The sequence below is a fragment of the Xanthomonas sp. JL1 genome (genome assembly GCF_038405005.1).
On record NZ_JBBYGR010000035.1, the window covers coordinates 42,328 to 62,746 of the forward strand.

Consider the following 20,419-nt stretch of genomic DNA (forward strand, 5'->3'; position numbering starts at 1 on the left):
TTTATAATTATTTAACAAGTGGTCGTGTTCCCCGAAACGCAACCGTTATCCTATCTATTGCAACCTTTCCGGCGCTTCCCGCGAGGGCTGCGCTGCGCTGAAAAGTACGTCGAGCGCGGTCAACGGAAAGTGATACTCACGGCCACAGAATTCGCAGCGCACCTCGACTTCGCCAGTGGTCTCGGCGGCCGCGCGCGCCTCTTCCTCGCCCAGCGATTGCAGCATCGAGGCGACCCGCTCACGCGAGCAGGAGCAGCCGAAGCTGAGCGGCTTGCTGCCGAGCAACTGTGGCTCTTCTTCGTGGAACAGGCGGTGCAGCAGGTCTTGGCCGGCGACCGAGAGCAGCTCCGGTGCGCCCAGGGTGTCGAACAACGCGCCGATTCGAGTCCAGCCGTCGTTATCGCCCTCGTCGCCGGGAAGCTTCTGCAACAACAGACCGGCGGCCTGATCCGGGCCGGCGGCCAGTAACAGCCGCGTCGGCAGCTGTTCGGATTGCTGGAAATAGGTTTCGAAGGCTTCGGCCAGGTCCGGCGCCTGCATGCCGACCAGGCTCTGGTAGCGCTGCGGCTCACGCGGGTCCAGACCGGGGTTTTCGATGGTGATTGCCAGCAGCGCGGCGTCGCCCAGTTCGCGCAGATCGGTCGGTGCATCGACGCCGTCAGCCAGCTGCACGATGCCGCGCAAGGTGCCGGCGGCGGTGCATTCGGCAAACAGGGTGCGCAAGGTGTCGTTGCCGCGCAGTTGTAGCGACAGGCGTCCGTGGACCTTGCTATGACCAGTGAACAGGGCAGCGGCCACCGCCGCTTCGCCAAGCAGTTGACGAGCGGCAGGCGGGTACTCGGCGGCACCTTGGATGTCGTCCCAGGCCTTGGTCAGGCGCACGTGGACGCCGCGCACGCCGGCGGCGGGCAGCAGGAAACGGGAAAGCTGATCGTGATCGGTCATGGAAACATCGGACGTAAGGGACGCGTGTTGCCGGATAATGCAGCAGGCATCGGGATTGAAGGTCTTAGCGAACAGTGGGGACGGATGTATGGGATGACAAGCAAGCTGCGCCACCGCGGCGCAGGCGCTGTCTGCGCTGGGTCTTGGCGGCACCGCTGCTGTTTGCCGCGGCGAGCGTGCTGCAGGTGCTGTTCTTGCGGGTGGTCGATCCACCGATCAGCAGCATGATGGTGGGGCGTTATCTGGAAGCCTGGGGCGAGGGCGACTGGAGTTTTTCGCTGCATCAGCGATGGCGTGATTACGACAAGATCGCCGCGAGCCTGCCGATTTCGGTGGTAGCTGCGGAGGATCAGCAATTCCCGATGCACCACGGTTTCGATCTGCAAGCGATCGAAAAGGCGCGCGATCATAATGCCCGCGGCGGCCGCGTGCGTGGCGCCAGCACCATCAGCCAGCAGGTCGCCAAGAATGTATTTCTGTGGCAGGGCCGCAGTTGGGTGCGTAAGGGCCTGGAGGCCTGGTACACGGTCTTGATCGAGCTGTTCTGGCCCAAGCAGCGCATTCTGGAGATGTATCTCAACGTGGCCGAATTCGGCGACGGTGTGTACGGCGCGCAGGCGGCTGCCCAGCAGTTCTGGGGCAAGGATGCGGCAGGTTTGTCGCCGACCGAATCGGCGCGCCTGGCGGCGGTGTTGCCATCGCCACGGCATTACGACGCGCGCAGTCCCGGTGCATTCGTGCAGCGGCGTACCATGTGGATCCAGCGGCAGGCGCGCCAATTGGGCGGCCCTGCCTACTTGCCGGCACCATGAGGGTGAGCACGATCGATACCGTCCAACTACCGGTCTCCCCTGAGCACCTGACCGTGGTCATCGCGGCCTTCAACGAAGAAACCAGCATTCCCCTTCTGCATCCGCGCCTGTGCGCAGTACTGGCGCAATTGCACGGGTTGCAGACGCATGTGCTGTATGTCGACGACGGCAGCACCGACGGCACCTGGGACGTATTGCATGCGCTGACCGAGGCCGATGCCAACGTCAGTGCGGTGCGGCTATCGCGCAATTTCGGCAAGGAGTTGGCGATTTCTGCGGGGCTGGATCATGTGCTGCCGGGTGCGGTGGTACTGCTGGACGCCGATGGCCAGGACCCGCCGGAATTGATTCCGGAATTCGTTGCGCTGTGGCGTAGCGGCTACGACAACATCTTCGGCACGCGGGTCTTTCGCGAGGGCGAGAGTTGGCTCAAGCGCAGCGCCGCGCATGCGTTCTACCGTGTGATCCGGCGCTTGTCGCGCACCCCGATTCCTGCCGATACCGGCGATTTTCGCTTGCTGTCCCCGCGCGTGGTGGAGGCCTTGCAACAGCTGCGCGAGCGCCATCGCTTCATGAAGGGGCTGTTTGGCTGGGTCGGATTCCGTCAGGTGGCGCTGCCGTATCGGCGCGCGCCGCGTTTGTCCGGGAACAGTAAGTTCACCGTATGGCGGCTGTGGAATTTCGCACTCGACGGCATCACCAGTTTTTCGACGGTGCCGCTGCGGGCGGCCACGTATCTGGGCTTGCTCACCGCGTTGCTGGCGTTTGTGTTCGGTGGTTGGGTCGTCATCAAGGCCGCGCTGGTGGGCGACCCGGTGGCAGGGTGGCCGACCATGATGTCGGTGATCCTGTTTCTGGGTGGCATGCAGCTGATTGCCTTAGGGCTGATTGGCGAATATCTGGGCCGGTTATACGACGAGGCCAAGCAGCGCCCGCTGTATCTGGTCGATACCCACCGCGGCGCGGTGGGAGTAGGCTGTGGGGACCAAACCAAGCGCGGAGCGGGCCATGCAGACCGTACGACAGCTGTTGGGGACCAAGCAGGTTGAGGTATTTGCGGTTGCGTCCGATGCCGCGGTGATCGAGGCGATTGGCTTGATGGCCTAGAAGGCTGTTGGCGCGGTGTTGGTGATGGATGGGCCGCGCTTGGTCGGGATCGTCTCCGAACGCCATTACGCGCGCAAGGTGGTGCTGCGTGATCGCTCGTCTTCCACGACCAGCGTCGCCGAGATCATGAGCGCCGAGGTGGTGACGGTGTCGCCATCGGACACGGTGGAGCGCTGCATGCAACTGATGACCGACGGGCGCTTTCGGCATCTGCCGGTGGTCGAAAACGGCCGCGTGCAAGGTGTGATTTCGATTGGCGACCTGGTCAAGGCGGTGATCGAAGCGCAGCAGCAGGATATCGACCAACTGCAGCGCTACATCGCCAGTTGATGCTGCAGCGCGTTATTGCGCGTACTTGCCACCGCAATCGCTGTCCTTGCCTGGGCCTGGTTCGAAGGTCGCGAGCAGGGCAGCTGGCGGGGCGATGCTGCCAAGTGCCACCGTGATCGCGCCGCGCACCCCTAGTGTCGCGTTCCGTTGATAACTTTGCAGAGCCGTTCGATCTTGGCGAGGATCGAGTCAGCGGTCGCAGTCCATTTGAACGGTCGCGGGTTTTGATTGTAGTGCTCCACGAAGGCGTTGATCTTGCGCTTTAGATCAGCCACCGAGTCGAAGGAGCCGCGCCTGATCGCCCGTTGGGTGATCAGGCCAAACCAGCGTTCGACCTGATTGAGCCAGGAACGGTAGGTCGGCGTGTAATGCATGTGGTAGCGCGGCCGTTTGGCCAGCCATGCCTTGATCCTGGCGTGCTTGTGGGTGGCGTCGTTGTCGCAGATCAGATGCACGTCCAGATCCTGCGGCACCTGCGCGTACGCAGGTCGATTTCTGCAGTGCCAGAAAGATCGCTATCGCCGGCAGTGCCGCTGAACTTCTCGTAGCGACAGACATCGCCATCGCGGCGGAAGCGGCCTTCCAGCGTGTAGGGCGGTGTGGATGGTATTGCGACGCCAGCAGGTACAGGTCTGCCATGTCCTGGCCGCTGAGCGCCATCTGCAGGTCGAATACGCGGAGCTGGAACGGGTTGGTCAACGTGCCGCGCACATGCGTCCGCGTGGCGCCGGCACTGCCGCGCAGATCGATACGGAAGGGATGTTCGCTTTGACTCAATTCCAGCGGCGAGGCGGTATTGCCCTTGAGCGCGAATGGATAGCCTTTCCAGCGGCCCTTGCCGTCGATGCTGATCGGTGCGGCGCGCTGGTCGCTGCTGGGCGGCGCCAGGCTATTGATCGCGACATCCACATCCGAGCGGCTGGCATCGTCGATATATTGCAGGCGCCCGTTGTTCACCAATAAGCGTCCCAGGCGCGGCATGCTGCTGTCGCTATGGGACTGGTCGAAGACCCAGTTGCCCGGATGGCTGTCGTTGCCGGCTTCCAGCAACAGCGTTGGGTGTTCCAGCCGGATTTCCGGCAAGCGCAGCTTGCCGCGCAGCAATGGCCAGAGTTCGACATCGATCTCGGCCGCATTCAATTCTGCCATCGCGCCGCGCTTGGACCACGATGCATTGCCCAGGCTCAAACGCTCGCCGCGCACCGTGGTGATGCGGCCCAGATCGACATCCAGATGGCCGAGATGAAATTCGCGCCCGGTCTTCGCGGTGACCGCACGTTCGACCGGCCCGCGCAACCAATTTCAGTCGAACAGCAGCACGAAGACCGCTGGCAGCACCGCGAAGATGCCGAGCCCGATCCACCAGCGTCGACGATGCGGGCTGCGGGAGGGCGAAGCAGCAGCGGGGGCGGTCACGTTGTTCACGTGCGCAATGGTTGGCGATGGTTCGTGCACGACGCGCGAACGCGCCGATGATCGCAGATCACATCACCTGCGCGATGACGGCAACGAAGTGGCAAGTGCTACCGGCGAGCACGAACAGGTGCCAGATCGCGTGGAAATAACGCTGGTTGTCGCGTTGATAGAAATACGTGCCCAGCGTGTAGAAAAGACCGCCTGCCAACAGCCAGTACAGCGACCAGGTATCGACGGAGCGCAGCAACGGCTGGATCGCCACGATGATCAGCCAGCCCATTGCCAAATACAGCACCGTCGACAGCAAGCGAAAGCGACCGGTAAAAAACATCTTGAAGATCACTCCGGCGGCGGCGATCGTCCAGACGGCCGCAAACAATCCCCAGCCCCAGGGGCCACGCAGGTTGATCAGCGTGAACGGGGTATAGGTGCCGGCGATCAATAGATAGATTGCGCAGTGATCGAGCACCTGCAGACGCGCCTTGGCGCCTGGATGCGCAATGGCATGGAACAGCGTGGAGGCGACGTAAAGCAGTACCAGCGTGGCACTGAACACGATGGCGGTGGCCAATTGCCAGCCATCGCCATGGATGGCGGCCAGCGTGATCAGCACCGAACCGCCAGCCAATGCGGCAATGGCGCCCAGGCCGTGGGTCACGGCACTGGCAATTTCGTCGCGCAGGTCGGTCGAGGGGGAGGCGTCTGCGTTCATTTCAAAAAGGTACCGTAACTGCGAGCAATTCGCATCGCCGGCTGTGGCGCACGCTTGCTGCAGGTCACGCGCAGGTCAATCGATCGCCTTGGCATGGACGTGTTCGCGGGTGGCCGAGAAACGCACATCCGGCGCGCGTTCCTGGGCCAGCTGCAGGTTGACCCGGGTCGGTGCCAGGTAGACCAGCTGGCCGGCGGCGTCGATGCCCAGATTGCCGGCATTTTTCTCGCGGAATTCGTCCAGCTTCTTGACGTTGTCGCAGTGCACCCAGCGCGCCGTGGTGACGCTCACCGGCTCGAAGATCGCGTCCACGCCGTATTCGTCCTTGAGCCGATACGCGACGACGTCGAACTGCAGCACGCCGACCGCGCCCAGGATCAGATCGTTGCTCATCAACGGGCGGAAGAACTGCGTGGCACCTTCTTCGGACAGCTGCGCCAGGCCCTTCTGCAATTGCTTGAGCTTGAGCGGGTCGCGCAGGCGCGCGCGGCGGAACAGCTCCGGCGCGAAGTTGGGAATGCCGGTGAACGACAGCGATTCGCCTTCGGTGAACGTGTCGCCGATGGAGATGGTGCCATGGTTGTGGATGCCGATGACATCGCCCGGCCAGGCTTCGGCGGCGATCTCGCGATCGGAGGCCATGAAGGTCAACGCATTGGCCAGCTTGACGTCCTTGCCGCTGCGCACATGCAGCGTCTTCATGCCGGCTGTGAACTTGCCGGAGCACACGCGCATGAACGCCACGCGGTCGCGATGCTGCGGGTCCATGTTGGCCTGGATCTTGAACACGAAGCCGCTCAGTTTGGTTTCGCTCGGCGCCACGCGACGGCCAGTGGTCTCGCGCGTTTGCGGCGGCGGTGCGTGTTCGATGAAGAAATCCAGCAGTGGTTGCACGCCGAAATTGTTGACGCCCGAACCGAAGAACACCGGGGTCTGTTGACCGGCGCGATACGCATCCAGATCGAACGGGTTGCTCGCGCCTTGCACCAGTTCCAGCTCGTCGCGCAGCTCGGTCAGCATCTGCTCGCCGATCTTTTCGGCCAGGCCGGGCGCATCCAGCGACGGGAAGATGGTGGAATCCTGACGGGTGAAATTGCGCCCCTGTTCGTACAGATGCACTTCGCCGGAAATCAGGTGCACCACGCCCTTGAGGCGCTGGCCCATGCCGATCGGCCAGGTGACCGGCGCGCATTGGATGCCGAGCACGGTTTCCACTTCATCCAGCAGATCGATCGGGTTCTTGCCCTCGCGATCGAGCTTGTTGATGAAGGTCATGATGGGGGTGTCGCGCAGCCGGCAGACTTCCATCAGCTTGATGGTGCGTTCTTCCACGCCCTTGGCCACGTCGATCACCATCAGCGCCGAGTCCACCGCGGTGAGCACGCGGTAGGTGTCCTCGCCGAAGTCGGCGTGGCCGGGGGTGTCGAGCAGGTTGACGATCTTGCCCTCGTACGGGAACTGCATCACCGAGGAGGTCACCGAGATGCCGCGCTCCTTTTCCAGCGCCATCCAGTCCGAGGTGGCATGGCGGGCGGCCTTGCGGCCCTTCACCGAGCCGGCCATCTGGATCGCGCCGCCGAACAGCAACAGCTTTTCGGTCAGCGTGGTCTTGCCGGCGTCGGGGTGGGAAATGATGGCGAAGGTGCGGCGGCGCGCGGCTTCGTTGGAGACATCGGACATGGGCGGGGCGCGCCCGGTCGGACGCCTGCGGAAACTAAGGAAGCCGATGATTATAGCCGCTTGGCTGCGGCACGCCTTTGCGGCAGTGCTGGCATCCGCGATTCCGGCGGTGGGCCGTGGCCTGGGCCTGCCTCAGGGGGCTGGCGAGGGAAACTGCAGCTCGCCCTGTGGGCCGAGCATGCGGAACGGCAGCGAGACCAGTTGCATGTCGGCATTGCGCTGGATCGCGAAATGCAGATGCGGCGCACGGCTGAAGCCGGTATTGCCGGAACTGCCCAGCCGCTCGCCGGTGCGCACGGCCTGGCCCAGGCGCACGGCTACGCCGTCGGGCGCCAGGTGGGCGTAAAGGGCCATGCTGCCGTCGGCGTGCAGCACGCGCACCAGGTTGCCGCCGCCGGCTGCGGGGTCGTTCGGGCTGTTGTCGACGACATCGCGCTGTACCTGCATGACCACACCGTCGCGCGCTGCCAGGACCGGCGTGCCCTGCGGCATGGCGAAGTCCACCGCGTACCAGTTGGGCGCATCGGCATGGCTGAAGTGTCCGCCAAAGCCCTGCGCGACCTGCACCGGTACGCCGCGGAACGGCAGCTGATAGGGCACGGGCTGCGGAGTAGCCCGCGGGTCGCCCGGCACCACGTCGAGCGTGAGCCCGAGCCCGCCCAGGGGGCGCAGGCTGCTGGCTAGATACAGCCGGGTTACCAGGCGGCGCTCGTTTGGGGCCATCGCAAGCGTCAGCGGCAATTGCGGCACGGCGCGGTAATCCTCGCTGGGTGGTGCGCTCAGGCGCAGTTGCGCGGGCCCGGCCAATGGATTGGTGACCCAGGCCAGGTAGACCGGGGCCTGCCATTCCAGTTGCAGTGCAGCGCCGGTGCCGATGGCGGTCGGCGCGGATTGCGAGGCAGGTGACTGGGTTGCGGCAACGCCGGGCCAATGCCAAAGCTGCTGTGCGTCTACCGGGCGTGCGCAGCCTAGTAGCAAAACGAGCGCCACGATCAAGGCCGACAGGGGAGTGCGGAGCACGAAGTGAGGCACGCCATCGATTCGAGCAAAAGGGGCGCAAGTATGCGGCCCATCACGGGCGGGAGTGGTATCGGATGAAAATATATCTTTCCATCCGCATGAAAAGATTGACATCGCGAAAATCCGCTGGCATCTTAGCCTCACCATCGAGACCGGCGGAGGGACAGGCCCTTTGATGCCGGGGCAGCCAGCGGAGCGCGCAAGCGTCCGCGTTTGGTGCCAAATCCTGCGGGGACCCCGCGTCCGCCGAAAGATGGTTCGACTCGTGCCTTGTGCGCGTCGAACGCGAGCTCCGCGAAGCTCGATGGCCGATCCACCCTGGATACCGCCATGAGCCTCGTGAATACAGCATCGCCGTCTATCAACGATCCCATTGACACCCCCACCGTCATCGATGACGACATCACTGCCGTGCGCGGCGAACGCGTCATTGCTCTGCCGATGCGCCATGCCGGCATGCGCGAGCTGCGGCTGCGCTATGAACTGATCGGCGCGGCCAATGCGCCGGTGGTGTTCGTGGCCGGCGGCATCTCTGCGCACCGCCATTTGGCCGCCAGCAACCTGTTCCCTGAGAAGGGCTGGGTGGATGGGCTGGTGGGCAGTGGCCGCGCGCTGGATCCGGCATCGCGGCGTCTGCTTGCGTTCGACTTTCTCGGCGCCGATGGCAGCCTGGATGCGCCGATCGATACCGCCGATCAGGCCGATGCGATCGCTGCGTTGCTGGACGCGTTGGGCATCGGACGTTTGCACGGTTTTGTCGGCTATTCCTACGGTGCGCTGGTTGGCCTGCAGTTCGCCATTCGTCATGCGGCCCGCGTCGGGACCTTGGTTGCGGTAAGTGGTGCGCATCGTGCGCACCCATATGCCGCGGCCTGGCGTGCATTGCAGCGCCGCGCGGTGGCGCTGGGCCAGCTGCAGTGCGCAGAACAGCACGGTCTGGCGCTGGCCCGTCAGTTCGCCATGCTCAGCTACCGCACGCCGGAAGAATTCAGCGAGCGCTTCGATGCGCCGCCGGAAGTGATCAATGGCCGCGTGCGTGTGGCCGCCGAAGACTATCTGGACGCCGCCGGCGCGCAGTACGTGGCACGCACGCCGGTGAATGCCTATTTGCGTCTGTCCGAATCCATCGACCTGCACCGTATCGACCCCGCGCGCGTGCGCGTGCCCACCGTCGTGGTGGCGGTGGAGGGCGACCGCCTGGTGCCGCTGGCCGACATGGTCAGCCTGGTCGAAGGCCTGGGCCTGCGCGGCAGCCTGCGCGTGTTGCGCTCGCCTTATGGCCACGACGCCTTCCTCAAAGAAATCGATCGTATCGACGCAATCATCACTACCGCCCTTCGCAGCACCGGAGAAACCGCATGAGCTTTCGTGACCCCACCCACACCCCCTGTACTGCTGCCACTGCCGCCGTGCGTGCCGGTATCGACCGCGATACCGCCTACGGCGCGGTGACCCCGCCCATCGTGCTGTCATCGAATTTTTCGTTCGATGGTTTCGGCAACAAGCGCCAGTACGACTACACCCGCAGCGGCAACCCCACCCGCGACCTGCTTGGCGAAGCGCTGGCCGAACTGGAAGGCGGCGCAGGTGGTGTGATTACCTCCACCGGCATGGGCGCGATCAATCTGGTGCTCAACGCGGTGCTGCAGCCGGGCGATACGCTGGTGGTGCCGCACGATGCGTACGGCGGCAGCTGGCGTCTGTTCAATGCGCTGGCCAAGAAAGGCCACTTTGCGCTGATCACCGCCGATCTCACCGACCCGCGTTCGCTGGCCGATGCCTTGGCGCAGTCGCCCAAGCTGGTGCTGATCGAAACCCCGTCCAACCCGCTGCTGCGCATCACCGATCTGCGCTTCGTCATCGAAGCTGCGAAGAAGGTCGGTGCATTGACGGTGGTGGACAACACCTTCCTGTCGCCCGCGCTGCAGAAGCCGTTGGATTTCGGCGCCGATCTGGTGCTGCATTCCACCACCAAGTACATCAATGGCCATAGCGATGTGGTGGGCGGTGCGGTGGTAGCGCGCGATGCGGAGCTGCATCAGCAACTGGTGTGGTGGGCCAATGCGCTGGGCCTGACCGGCTCGCCGTTCGATGCCTTCCTCACCTTGCGTGGGCTGCGCACGCTGGACGCACGCCTGCGCGTGCATCAGGAAAATGCCGATGCGATCGCCGAGTTGCTGGATGGGCATGCGATGGTGAATCAGGTGTATTTCCCCGGTCTGGCGACGCACCCGGGTCATGCGCTGGCTGCGCGCCAGCAGAAGGGCTTCGGCGCGATGATGAGCTTCGAGCTGGAAGGCGGCGAAGCGGCAGTGCGCGCGTTCGTCGATGGCCTGCGCTACTTCACCCTGGCCGAATCGCTGGGCGGGGTGGAAAGCCTGATTGCCCATCCGGCTTCGATGACGCATGCGGCGATGACTGCCGAAGCGCGTGCGGCAGCCGGCATTTCCGATGGTCTGCTGCGGCTGTCGATCGGGATCGAGTCGGCCGAAGATCTGCTGATCGATCTGCGTGCCGGCCTGTCCCGCGCAGAAGCCACCTTGACCACCACCAACCGTAAAAAAGTCGACGCGTGAGCACGGTGCTGCCTGCTTCGCGCCGCGCGCCAGTCGCTGCGGTGACGCCGACGCCGCGGCTGGCCTTGCTGGGCACCGGCACCGTGGGCCGTGCTTTTGTCACGCGCTACACCGCGTTGCAGGAGCGTCAGTTGCGCTTGCCCCGCTTCGATTGGCTGGCCAATTCGCGCATTGCGCACGATTGCGGCGTGAGTGCCGAGCAGGCGCTGCAACAGGCCAATGCCGCGCCGCGTGGGCAGACGGTCTTGCAGCCGTGGGCTGAAACCACTGCGCTACGTGCCGGCGATGTGTTGGTAGACGCCACCGCCAGCGATGTTGTCGCCGATTGGCATGTCCAATGGTTGCTGCGCGGTGTGCATGTGGTCACCGCCAACAAACTGGGCCAGGGCACCGCGTTGTCGCGTGCGCAGGCGCTGCATGCTGCGTGCTGCGTGTCATGCCAGCGGCGCGCATTACGGCGACAGCGCCACCGTGGGCGCTGGGTTGCCGGTGTTGAGCAGCGTGCGTGCGTTGGTCGCCGGCGGCGATCACATTCATTCGATCAAAGGCGTGTTGTCCGGATCGTTGGCGTGGCTGTTTCATCGCTACGACGGCAGTGGTGCGTTTTCCGATTGCGTGCGCGAAGCAATAGCGGCTGGTTATACCGAGCCGGATCCGCGCATCGATTTGTCGGGCGAAGATGTACGGCGCAAGCTGCTGATCCTGGCGCGTGCCGCAGGTTGGCAGCTGGAAGCTGCGCAGGTGCATGTGGAATCGCTCGTGCCGGCCGTTGTCGCCAAGCTGCCGCTTGCCGAGTTGGATGCGCATTTGCGCGCGCTGGATGCAGTGGTGGGTGCGCGTTGGCAACAGGCGCGCGCGGCAGGGCGTTGCCTGCGGTTCGTTGGACGTGTGGACGCACATGGGGCGAGCGTCGGCTTGCGCGAGTTGGCGCCGGATCATCCCTTGGCCGGCGGTGCTGGTACCGACAATCGGGTTGCGATCAGCAGCGACCGCTATCGTGCGCAGCCGTTATTGATCCAGGGGCCGGGCGCCGGTGCCGAAGTGACTGCAGCGGCGCTGCTGGACGATGTGTTGCGGATCGTGGCCGGGTGATGCGCTGAACGATGAGCGCTTGAGCGTTTCAGACAGCCGCGCTCGTCGCTTGGGCAGGCGACTTATGGACGCTCGTATTGCTGCGCGATGGTACTGGATGAATGCGCATTGCCACTGACGCTGACGGCCAGTGGGTGGTCCTGGAAGCCCTGGGCTCGGCAGTCTGGATGTCGTGCTGCTGGTTTGATAGCGGCAGAAGACATGCTCGTTCGATCTGTGCGCTGTTGCTTGGCGCCTGACGTGACTGCGGCCGAGTACATCAGCGTGGAACCGCAACCCTGCTGTCTTGAGGTTGCGGCCCATGCATTATGCAATCGGTTGCCTGGATTGGCCCGGCGGGGCTTTGGACACCTGCGCATGCGGCAAGCGGGCCTCATGCACCTGTGTGCGCGCACTCGCGCCTAACGCTCCAGGGCCTGCAGGCAGGCTGCCGCCTTTTTAGCCCATGTTTAACGCAAGCGGCGTATGAACCCGTGGCAATGCTGAGGCCTCTCCGGAACCGATGGCTTGCATCAACCACTGCCGGTGTTGGAAGCCATGATCGACCGCCGTTTGCCTAAGGCTGCCTTGCCGGCTCCGTTCTTTCATGAAGTCGCCAGTCGCGCGCATGCCGGAACCGGATGTGCGCTGCATGGGGGGGCGCTATGCACTCACCAGATCGCGGCGCTGCTGCTCAGCATTCGATGACATTCACCGCCAGGCCGCCGCGGCTGGTTTCCTTGTACTTGTCCTGCATGTCGCGGCCGGTATCGCGCATGGTCTTGATGACCTTGTCCAGCGAGACCTTGTGCTTGCCGTCGCCACGCATGGCCATGCGGCTGGCGTTGATGGCTTTCACTGCGCCCATCGCGTTGCGTTCGATGCATGGGATTTGCACCAGGCCGCCAATCGGGTCGCAGGTCAGACCCAGATTATGTTCCATGCCGATTTCCGCCGCGTTTTCGATCTGCCCCGGGTTGCCGCCAAGCGCAGCAACCAGGCCGCCAGCTGCCATCGAACAGGCCACGCCCACCTCACCCTGGCAGCCGACCTCGGCGCCGGAAATCGAGGCGTTTTCCTTGTACAGGATGCCGATCGCAGCAGCAGTCAGCAGGAAGTCGAAGATGCGTTGCTCGGAGGCGCCCGCACAGAATCGATCGAAATAATGCAGCACCGCCGGGATGATGCCGGCCGCACCATTGGTCGGGGCGGTGACGACACGGCCGCCGGCGGCGTTTTCTTCATTGACTGCGAGTGCGTACAGGTTGACCCAGTCCAGCGTCGTCAACGGGTCGCGCATGGCCGCTTCCGGCTTGGAGGACAGCTCGCGGTACAGCGCCGGTGCGCGCCGCGAGACATTCAGGCCGCCAGGCAGGGTGCCTTCTTGGCGGATGCCGCGCTCCACGCAGGACTGCATTGCCTTCCATACCTCGCGCAGGCCCGCACGGATCTCGTCTTCGCTGCGCCAACTTTTTTCGTTTTCGAACATCAGTACGGCAATGCTCAATCCGCTGCGCGCGCATTGCGCCAGCAGTTCGTCGCCGCTGAGGAACGGGTAGGGCAGCGGCGTTTCGTCGGCCACGATGCGATCGTCGGCAGCATCGTCCTGGTTGACCACGAAACCGCCGCCCACCGAGTAGTAATCGCGTGTGGCGATCACGCCTTCATCGGCGTCGTAAGCGGTGAAGCGCATGCCGTTGGTGTGGTAAGGCAGCTTCTGCCGCTTGTTCATCGGCAAGTCGCGCTTTTCCTCGAAGCTGATCTCGTGCTGGCCCATCAAGCTGATGCGCTTGCTGGTGCGGATGCGCTCCAGCACGGCCGGGATGATGTCCGGGTCGATCAGGTTCGGGCGGTGGCCTTCCAGCCCCAGCAGCACCGCCTTGTCGGTGCCATGGCCGCGGCCGGTCAGGGCCAGCGAGCCGAACACTTCGGCGCGCAGGCGCATCACGTCCTGCAGGCGCCCGGCATCGAGCAGCCAGCGATGCACGAAGCGCTCGGCGGCGCGCATCGGCCCCACGGTGTGTGAGGAACTCGGACCGATACCGATCTTGAACAGGTCGAACGTGCTGACAGCCATGCGTGCCGGAGAGGTGAGCGTCAAGGCGGCTATTCTAGTCGTACGGCGACTGCGGCACGGCTGCAGCGCAGCATGAGAGCTCAGCGGATGCCCCTGACCCTGTTCCAGCGCGACGATTGCCATCTGTGCGACCAGGCCATGGAGGTGCTGGCGCAGGCGCGCGCGGGCGATTTCGACAGCGTGTTTATCGACGACGATGCGGCGCTGGAGTCCGCTTACGGTGCGCGCGTGCCGGTGCTGCGTGATGCCGGCGGGCGCGAGCTGGAGTGGCCGTTCGATCGCGTCGGCCTGCGTGCGTGGCTGGATGACATTGGCAGCTGAAGCCCTGCTTCATTGCATCCGCGCTGCAGGCATCAGTGCAAACGAAACACACGCAATGCCCGCGAGCCACTCTGGGATGGTGACCTCATCGGCACCACTGATCCTTGCAAGGCACGCCGTCGTGGTCGCCATCCATCTGCGTGCCTGGACGATGCTGCAGCACGTACTGGGCGTTGGCGCAGGAGCTCAGTTGTGGACAGCGTGTGCGCCCACCACAACTGAACTGGCTGGCGGCGGCAGGTGCAGCTGCTGAACGGGCGGGCGAGACGACCGGCTCCGCTGCAGGTGCAGGCTTGCGTACTGCGCTCAGTGTGGCGCGCTGTTGAAATGCAAAGGCGCCTGCACCGAGTACGGCCATCACGAGCACGACCTTGGTCAGCCCGATCCGCCCCCTGCCTACTTCTTCGCGCGCGGTACTGCTTCGCGTCGCGTTGGTATGCCTGGATGCAGGTGTTCCCGCGCGCACGATGCGCACCGCACAGGTGCGGCCGTATCGTCTGTGTCGGGCTCGCTCTCAAAAGAGAGCACCCTGCCGATGCGCGGGGCTTCGAAGCCGCGCGGGAATGCGGAGAGATGCACGAACAGATCATCCCCGGGCTGCGCGGGGGTAATTGAAGCCGAACCCGCGATCGGTATTCCAGCGGGTCAAGGTTCCGTGTGCGCGCATCGGCAGCGTCCCTGAAATGAGCCGAGAGTCCAGCTGTCGCGGGGTGTCATTCGGCATGCGGGCACAAAAAAGCGGCGGACCCGACGAGGTAGTCCGCCGCTCAGTGGCTGCGTCCGGTTGCGGCCTATGGCGTTACTTCGCCTTCAACACGACCTTGGTGCTGATCGCGGTTTCGTTGGGAATGGTCTTGGTGTCTGCCCAGTCGCCGCCGCCCACGCCGAAGTCCAGTCGTTTGACCACGGCCTTGCCCGCCAGCACCGGCTGCGCGCCAGGTGTCCAGGTGAAGGTCAGCGTGACCGGCTTGCTGACACCGCGCAGTTCCAGGATGCCATCGGCGGCGTATTGGTGACCGCCCAGGGCACGGAACTGGGCGGCGCGGTAGCGCGCAGTGGCGAACTTGGCGACGTTCAAGAAATCCGGGCCCTGCAAGGTGGAATCGCGATCGTTGTTGCCACTGACCGCGCTGGCTAGCGGAATGCGCACGTCGAGCTTGGCGCCGGCCAGGTTGGCCGGATCGAAACTCAGCGTGGTGTCGAAGCCGGGGAACTTGCCGGTGAACACTTCGCCGTCGTACTTGCTGGCGAACACCAGGCTCGATCCCGGCGCCTGCACGTAATCGGCGGCGATTACCGGCGCGGCGGCGAACGTGGCAACCAGCGAGGCCGCGACCAGCATCGGAGAAACAAACAATTTGGACGACATGGGAAATCCTTATGGTTTGGGAGAGAGCCAGCCGCGCGGCAACATCCGCGCCAGGGTGGCATCACGCTGGAACAGGTGGTGGTAGAACGCGGCGCCGGCATGTGCCAGCACCACGGCAATCAGCAGCCAGAAGCCCCACTCGTGGATGGTGTGCGCGGTGGCGCGCAGGTGTTCGTCCGACGGGCTGAGCTTGGGCACATTGAACAGGCCGAACCAACGGAACGGCCGCAGGCCGCTGGTGGAGTCGTATAACCAGCCCGACAGCGGCATGGCGAAAATCATGCCGTATAGCAGCCAGTGGGTGAGCCCGGCGATACGTTCTTGCCAGCGCGGCGTGCCGGCGACCGGCGGCGGTGTGCCCGCGTAAATGCGCCAACCCAGCCGCATGATCACCAATGCCAGGACGGTCAGCCCCACTGACTTGTGCGCGGTGTAGACCCAGAAATATTTCGGCGTCTTGGGCAGCTCGCCCATGGTCAGGCCGACGATGCCCAGGACCAGGATCAGCAGTGCGATCAACCAGTGCAGGATCTGGCTCACGCTGCCCCAGCGTTCGAGGTTTTTCAGGCTCATGTTCCCGACTCCTTGCTGGCGGCTGTGTCCGGCGTCGTGGGCGCGGCTTGCGGCTCGGGTGTTTCGTCGTCTGCGCGGCCTTGGCGCACGGCTTCGGCCTCGATGCGCAACTCCACGCTGTCGCCGATCACCGATTTCCACGCATCGATCCCGAACTCCGAACGGCGCAGCGTGGCGGTGGCCGAGAAGCCGGCGGTGCGGCGGAACGGCGGGAGCGGATGGCGTTTAAGCGCGTTGAGGGTGACGTCCAGGGTGACCGGGCGGGTGACCCCGTGCAGGGTCAGATTGCCGGTGACCTTGGCGTGGTTTTCGCCGCTGGCCTCCACGCGCGTGGAGACGAAATGTGCGTCGGGAAAGCGCTCGGCGTCGAGTAGGTTGCGTGCCAGGGTGGCCTCGTTCCACTTGGCATCGCCCAGGTCGGCGCGGTGCAGCGGCACGGTGACGTCCAGCCGGGCGGCGGCCCAGTCGTCCGGGTCGAAGATCAGCGTGCCGCTCGTTCCGGAAACAGTGCCCAATGCCTTGGAAAAGCCGGCATGTTCCACCGCGAACAGCACCCGTGTGTGGACCGGATCTAGCGCGTAGCGTTCCGGTGCGGCGGTAGCGACCAGGCTGGTCAAGGCCAGAGCGGGAAGGAGCAACAGGCGGGCGAGGGGCGTCATAGGCGGATTCTAGACACATCCCGGCAACGCGCGTTCGGCTTGCGCTCGCAACGTTCCGTTGCGAGCATGCTGGCTGGACGTGGAACGGATTCCCACATGCGCTTACTGATCGTGGTGTTGGCTGTGCTGTTGGCCATATCGCCGTGCGTGGCAAAGATTCCGGAAGTGCCGCGCTTTCGGATCGTCGGACCCAGCGAGGGATTGCCTTCGACGATGGTGGTTGCCATCGGCCAGGACCGCGCCGGCTATCTATGGCTTGGAACGCTGGACGGTCTGGTGCGGTACGACGGCGCAGGATTCAGGACCTGGCGTCACGATCCGGCCGACCCTGCATCGTTGCCCTGCAACGGGGTGCAGGCATTGCATGTCGATGCGCAGGACCGGGTCTGGGTGGGGTGCGGCAGGACGTTGAGTGTCTTGGATGCCGGCCGCAGTCGCTTTCGTCACTATCGCGCTATCGACTACCCATTGCTGAAGAACGGCGAGATCTTCAGCATCGCCACGTTCGATGGCGCCATCTGGGCCGGCACCACCACCGGTGCGCTTGTGCGCATCGATGCCAGCGGACGGATGTCGTCGGTGGATCTGGGCGAGCTCGAAGGCGCGCTGGATCAGGCCATGGTCATGAACCTGGCGGTGGATGATCGGCACCGCCTGTGGATCGGTACCAGCAATGGCCTGGCCTATTACGACGGCAAGCGACTGCACCGCGAATACATACCGGACGAACCAAACCGGCAGTCGGCCATCTTCGGTTTGCAGTGGACCGGCGACCGTTTATGGCTGGGAAGCGAATCGGGATTGCACGTGCTGCGGGCAGACGGTCGCTGGCAGCCGTTTGCCTGGGCGACGATGTTCGGCAACGGGAATGAATTTTGGGGGGCGGTGGCTGCGCCGGATGGCGAATTCTGGCTGGGCAGCGGACGTGGTCTGTGGCGTACGCGCGGTGAACGTCCACCGGTGCCCGCTTTGAGCGGCGAGGGGCCCTTATCGCGCCGCAACGTCATCGGTTTGATGGCCGCGGCTGATGGCGGGCTGTGGGTGCCCATGCATGGCACCGGGCTGGGATATCTGCCGGCAGACTGGAAACGCACCGCCGTGCTCAAGCCCGCGGCGCCGATGGGCGATGCGATTTATTGCAACCTGGCGCCTGCCAAGCGCTCAGGGGGCTTATGGCAGGTCGATGCGCAGGGGCGTCTGTTACGCGTGGATCCGAGCACCGGCGAAGCGTTTCAGACAGGCCTGCAATCGCCGCAGCTCAAAGGAATGGAGTTGGTCTCTGCGCTGGAAGATGGCCTGCAACGCGTGTGGCTGGGAAATTTGAGTTTTGGCCTGTCGCGGATGGATCTGCGCACCGGTGAGTTCATTCATTGGCCATCCGATGGGCCCGAGCCGGCCTCGGCCTTGTCGGCGCCGGAATGGATCACCGAGCATGGCGACACCGTGTGGATGGCCTTCATCGACATGGTGCAGCAGCGCGATCTGCGCACTGGCAAGGTCTTGCAGCGCATTACCCAGCAAGACCTGCATGGCCTGCGCGCGATCGATATTCAACAGCTGGAGCAAGGCCCCGACGGACGCGTATGGGTGGCCGGCGAGGGCGGCATGTTCGCGTGGGACGATGCGTCAGGCCGCTTCGTGCCGGTGCCAGGTATGGCAGGAGCGCAAATCCAGGCATTTGCCAGCCCGTCTGCGGAGACAGTCTGGGTGTATCGGGCCTCCGGTGCAGAGCAATGGCAAAAGGTTGCAGACCGCTGGAAGCGGGTGCGCCAGGTCGGCGAGGCGGATGGGCTGAGCGGCTTCGATGCCTCTGCCATGCAGATCGACCCCCATGGCCGTGTCTGGATTTCCAGTTTGCGCGGGCTGTGGCGGATTGACCCCTCGGCGCATCCGGCGCGGGTCCGCAATATCGGCACGCGCGACGGCTTGACCAGTCAGGAGTTCATCCAGCATTGCCTGTTGATGTCCGGCGATACCTTGATCGGCGCAACCAGCGATGGCTCTACCGTGCTGCTGGATACCGCAATGCCGGATGTTGCAGCGTTCGTCCCGGCATTGCAGCTGGAACATGTCAGCGTGCTGCGCAATGGCGCACGTATCGCCCTGCCGATGGATCGCCCGTTCCAGCTGGGCCCGGAGGATCGTCAGTTGCAGGTCGTCAGCCGCTTGTTGTCGTACAGCGACCCGCTCTCCAATCGGTATCGCAGCTTCCTGAAAGGCTTCGACACGGACTGGCAAACCACAGGCAACTCGGGCATCCGCGAATTCGCCAGCCTGCCTTCTGGCAACTATGAGCTCGCGCTGCAGGGCATCGATCCGCTGGGAAATCGCTCGCAGGTACGTTCGCTGCAGTTTTCAGTCAGGCCGCCTTGGTGGCGTAGCGATATCGGTATTGCGCTGATCTGCTTTTCGGGATTGCTGTTGAGCGCCTTACTGGCTGCGGCTTATCGCCGGCGTATTCGCATGCGCGCGCAATGGCAGCTGGCGCAACACAAACGCGAGTTGGCCGAGCAGGCGTCGCTGGCCAAGACGCGCTTTTTGGCAACGTTGGGCCACGAGGTACGCACGCCCATGACCGGTGTATTGGGCATGAGCGAGTTGCTGCTGCAGACACCGTTGGACGGGCGTCAGCAAGGCTATGCGAGCGCGATCCAGCTGGCCGGTAAGCATCTGCTGCGTCTGGTCAACGATGCGCTGGATTTGGCCCGGATCGAAGCCGGCAAACTGCCACTGGATTACCGCGATTTCGACCTGCGTCAGTTAGTCGGGCAAGTGGCGGAACTGGTGCGCCCGAGTGCCGAGCAGAAGCAGCTGGCCTTCCACTGCGCGCTCGACGATGCATTGCCGCCGGCCTTGCGTGGCGATGCCAGCCGCGTACAGCAGATCCTGCTGAATCTGCTGTTCAACGCGGTCAAGTTCACCGAGCGCGGGAGCGTGCACCTACGCATTGCGGCACTGCCGCAGCACACCCAGCAGGGCATTCGTGTGGAAGTGCGCGACACCGGGCCGGGCATGAGCGCCGAGCAGCGCGGGCGGCTGTTCCAGCGTTTCGAGCAGGCCGAAGGCGCGCTTACGCTTGCGCGACACGGCGGCAGTGGCCTTGGGCTGGCCATCTGCCGCGAACTTGCGGCGGCGATGGGCGGCTCGGTGACGGTTAGCAGTGAGTTGGGGCAGGGCGCGTGTTTCGTGGTCGAGCTGCCGCTGCGCTGGGTGTCCACGTTCCCCGCTGTCACGCCATCTGCAGTGCGCGCGCGCCCGCTGCACGAGCAGGCGCCGTTGCGATTGTTGCTGGTGGAAGACGATGCGACCGTGGCACAGGTGATCGTTGGCCTGCTGCAAACGCGGGGGCATCACGTCACCCATGTAGTGCACGGTCTTGCGGCGCTGGCCGAAGTCAGTACGCGCCGTTTCGATGCAGGTTTGTGCGACCTGGATCTGCCCGGTCTCGACGGCGTAGCACTGGTGGCGCAGCTACGCGCGCGCGGTGTGCGCTTCCCGATCGTGGCGGTGACTGCGCGTGCCGATGCCGATGCCGAACCACAGGCGATGGCTGCGGGTTGCAACGGTTTTCTGCGCAAGCCGGTCACTGGCGATTTGCTGGCGCAGGCCTTGGCGCGGGTGCTTACCGACGTCGATGATGGAGAGAACGACGGTAAGGCCAGCGGCGCGTAGGCCGACATGAAAGACGATGCAACTGCGCACCAGGCGCCATGCGCTGGTACTTTCTGCCCGGTAGGGAAGACAGGAAAAG

General features: G+C 64.4%; 16 protein-coding genes, 4 pseudogenes and 1 riboswitch. Of the genes and pseudogenes, 8 read left to right on the forward strand and 12 right to left on the reverse strand.

The annotated features are described in order from the left end of the window. Positions 1-54: 54 nt before the first annotated feature. Positions 55-945 (reverse strand): Hsp33 family molecular chaperone HslO, encoded by an 891-nt coding sequence (locus WJW29_RS07315; protein WP_012445286.1) that lies wholly within the window; start codon positions 943-945, stop codon positions 55-57. A 74-nt stretch (positions 946-1,019) separates the two neighbouring features. Between WJW29_RS07315 and mtgA the strand changes: the two genes are divergently transcribed. The 3 genes and pseudogenes from mtgA to WJW29_RS07330 all read left to right on the forward strand — a co-directional run bounded on the left by mtgA (position 1,020) and on the right by WJW29_RS07330 (position 3,194). After that, positions 1,020-1,757 (forward strand): monofunctional biosynthetic peptidoglycan transglycosylase, encoded by a 738-nt coding sequence (gene mtgA, locus WJW29_RS07320; protein WP_011258559.1) that lies wholly within the window; start codon positions 1,020-1,022, stop codon positions 1,755-1,757. Between the two features lie 2 nt (positions 1,758-1,759). After that, positions 1,760-2,806, forward strand: coding sequence for a glycosyltransferase family 2 protein (locus tag WJW29_RS07325; protein ID WP_011408225.1), 1,047 nt, complete (start codon positions 1,760-1,762; stop codon positions 2,804-2,806). After that, positions 2,766-3,194: pseudogene (locus WJW29_RS07330) on the forward strand (CBS domain-containing protein). Before WJW29_RS07325 ends, WJW29_RS07330 begins: the two are co-directional and overlap by 41 nt. 131 nt (positions 3,195-3,325) lie before the next feature. On the opposite strand, the pseudogene WJW29_RS07335 reads toward WJW29_RS07330, so the two are convergent. The 6 genes and pseudogenes from WJW29_RS07335 to WJW29_RS07360 all read right to left on the reverse strand — a co-directional run. After that, positions 3,326-3,667: pseudogene (locus WJW29_RS07335) on the reverse strand (transposase); the annotation flags it as partial. Then, positions 3,667-4,490: pseudogene (locus WJW29_RS07340) on the reverse strand (AsmA family protein); the annotation flags it as partial. The pseudogenes WJW29_RS07340 and WJW29_RS07335, both read right to left, overlap by 1 nt. 6 nt (positions 4,491-4,496) lie before the next feature. Then, a complete protein-coding gene (locus tag WJW29_RS07345; protein ID WP_012445281.1) occupies positions 4,497-4,619 on the reverse strand; it encodes a hypothetical protein in 123 nt (40 codons plus the stop codon). Between the two features lie 58 nt (positions 4,620-4,677). Beyond that, the gene (locus WJW29_RS07350) at positions 4,678-5,322 is read right to left on the reverse strand and encodes a hemolysin III family protein (protein ID WP_011258564.1); all 645 of its coding nucleotides are present in this window, start codon (positions 5,320-5,322) and stop codon (positions 4,678-4,680) included. Between the two features lie 75 nt (positions 5,323-5,397). Further along, the gene (locus tag WJW29_RS07355; protein ID WP_011258565.1) at positions 5,398-7,002 is read right to left on the reverse strand and encodes a peptide chain release factor 3; all 1,605 of its coding nucleotides are present in this window, start codon (positions 7,000-7,002) and stop codon (positions 5,398-5,400) included. A 132-nt stretch (positions 7,003-7,134) separates the two neighbouring features. Continuing rightward, a complete protein-coding gene (locus tag WJW29_RS07360) occupies positions 7,135-8,034 on the reverse strand; it encodes a M23 family metallopeptidase (protein ID WP_049756331.1) in 900 nt (299 codons plus the stop codon). A 128-nt stretch (positions 8,035-8,162) separates the two neighbouring features. Then, positions 8,163-8,282: riboswitch (SAM riboswitch) on the forward strand. A gap of 70 nt (positions 8,283-8,352) precedes the next feature. Between WJW29_RS07360 and WJW29_RS07365 the strand changes: the two genes are divergently transcribed. The 3 genes and pseudogenes from WJW29_RS07365 to WJW29_RS07375 all read left to right on the forward strand — a co-directional run bounded on the left by WJW29_RS07365 (position 8,353) and on the right by WJW29_RS07375 (position 11,690). Beyond that, on the forward strand, positions 8,353-9,384 hold the full coding sequence (locus WJW29_RS07365; protein WP_027703328.1) for a homoserine O-succinyltransferase: 1,032 nt from the start codon (positions 8,353-8,355) through the stop codon (positions 9,382-9,384). Then, on the forward strand, positions 9,381-10,598 hold the full coding sequence (locus WJW29_RS07370) for an O-succinylhomoserine (thiol)-lyase (protein WP_011258568.1): 1,218 nt from the start codon (positions 9,381-9,383) through the stop codon (positions 10,596-10,598). Before WJW29_RS07365 ends, WJW29_RS07370 begins: the two co-directional genes overlap by 4 nt. Beyond that, positions 10,595-11,690: pseudogene (locus WJW29_RS07375) on the forward strand (homoserine dehydrogenase). Before WJW29_RS07370 ends, WJW29_RS07375 begins: the two are co-directional and overlap by 4 nt. A gap of 673 nt (positions 11,691-12,363) precedes the next feature. Here the strand turns inward: WJW29_RS07375 and WJW29_RS07380 are convergent. Beyond that, a complete protein-coding gene (locus WJW29_RS07380; protein ID WP_011258570.1) occupies positions 12,364-13,746 on the reverse strand; it encodes an L-serine ammonia-lyase in 1,383 nt (460 codons plus the stop codon). A gap of 87 nt (positions 13,747-13,833) precedes the next feature. On the opposite strand from WJW29_RS07380, the gene WJW29_RS07385 reads away from it, so the two are divergent. Next, positions 13,834-14,067: a glutaredoxin family protein gene (locus tag WJW29_RS07385; protein ID WP_011408231.1), complete on the forward strand. Its 234-nt coding sequence runs from the start codon at positions 13,834-13,836 to the stop codon at positions 14,065-14,067. A gap of 85 nt (positions 14,068-14,152) precedes the next feature. Here WJW29_RS07385 and WJW29_RS07390 read toward each other — a convergent pair whose 3' ends face one another. From WJW29_RS07390 to WJW29_RS07405, 4 genes are all read right to left on the reverse strand, one after another. Then, a complete protein-coding gene (locus WJW29_RS07390) occupies positions 14,153-14,425 on the reverse strand; it encodes an excalibur calcium-binding domain-containing protein (RefSeq protein WP_228329744.1) in 273 nt (90 codons plus the stop codon). A 441-nt stretch (positions 14,426-14,866) separates the two neighbouring features. Continuing rightward, a complete protein-coding gene (locus WJW29_RS07395; protein ID WP_011258573.1) occupies positions 14,867-15,436 on the reverse strand; it encodes a YceI family protein in 570 nt (189 codons plus the stop codon). A 9-nt stretch (positions 15,437-15,445) separates the two neighbouring features. Continuing rightward, entirely contained in the window at positions 15,446-16,009 is a 564-nt protein-coding gene (locus WJW29_RS07400; protein ID WP_011258574.1) for a cytochrome b, read from the reverse strand. After that, positions 16,006-16,668 (reverse strand): YceI family protein, encoded by a 663-nt coding sequence (locus tag WJW29_RS07405; RefSeq protein WP_011258575.1) that lies wholly within the window; start codon positions 16,666-16,668, stop codon positions 16,006-16,008. Before WJW29_RS07405 ends, WJW29_RS07400 begins: the two co-directional genes overlap by 4 nt. A gap of 96 nt (positions 16,669-16,764) precedes the next feature. On the opposite strand from WJW29_RS07405, the gene WJW29_RS07410 reads away from it, so the two are divergent. Next, positions 16,765-20,340 (forward strand): hybrid sensor histidine kinase/response regulator, encoded by a 3,576-nt coding sequence (locus tag WJW29_RS07410; protein WP_011408232.1) that lies wholly within the window; start codon positions 16,765-16,767, stop codon positions 20,338-20,340. Positions 20,341-20,419: the final 79 nt, after the last annotated feature.

Coding starts and splice junctions, on each gene's coding strand:
- WJW29_RS07405 (WP_011258575.1), bottom strand. CDS start 16,668: ATGACGCCCCTCGCCCGCCTGTTGCTCCTTCCCGCTCTGGCCTTGACC.
- WJW29_RS07395 (WP_011258573.1), bottom strand. CDS start 15,436: ATGTCGTCCAAATTGTTTGTTTCTCCGATGCTGGTCGCGGCCTCGCTG.
- WJW29_RS07400 (WP_011258574.1), bottom strand. CDS start 16,009: ATGAGCCTGAAAAACCTCGAACGCTGGGGCAGCGTGAGCCAGATCCTG.
- WJW29_RS07410 (WP_011408232.1), top strand. CDS start 16,765: ATGCGCTTACTGATCGTGGTGTTGGCTGTGCTGTTGGCCATATCGCCG.
- WJW29_RS07365 (WP_027703328.1), top strand. CDS start 8,353: ATGAGCCTCGTGAATACAGCATCGCCGTCTATCAACGATCCCATTGAC.
- WJW29_RS07370 (WP_011258568.1), top strand. CDS start 9,381: ATGAGCTTTCGTGACCCCACCCACACCCCCTGTACTGCTGCCACTGCC.
- WJW29_RS07315 (WP_012445286.1), bottom strand. CDS start 945: ATGACCGATCACGATCAGCTTTCCCGTTTCCTGCTGCCCGCCGCCGGC.
- WJW29_RS07390 (WP_228329744.1), bottom strand. CDS start 14,425: ATGGCCGTACTCGGTGCAGGCGCCTTTGCATTTCAACAGCGCGCCACA.
- WJW29_RS07380 (WP_011258570.1), bottom strand. CDS start 13,746: ATGGCTGTCAGCACGTTCGACCTGTTCAAGATCGGTATCGGTCCGAGT.
- WJW29_RS07385 (WP_011408231.1), top strand. CDS start 13,834: ATGCCCCTGACCCTGTTCCAGCGCGACGATTGCCATCTGTGCGACCAG.
- WJW29_RS07355 (WP_011258565.1), bottom strand. CDS start 7,002: ATGTCCGATGTCTCCAACGAAGCCGCGCGCCGCCGCACCTTCGCCATC.
- WJW29_RS07350 (WP_011258564.1), bottom strand. CDS start 5,322: ATGAACGCAGACGCCTCCCCCTCGACCGACCTGCGCGACGAAATTGCC.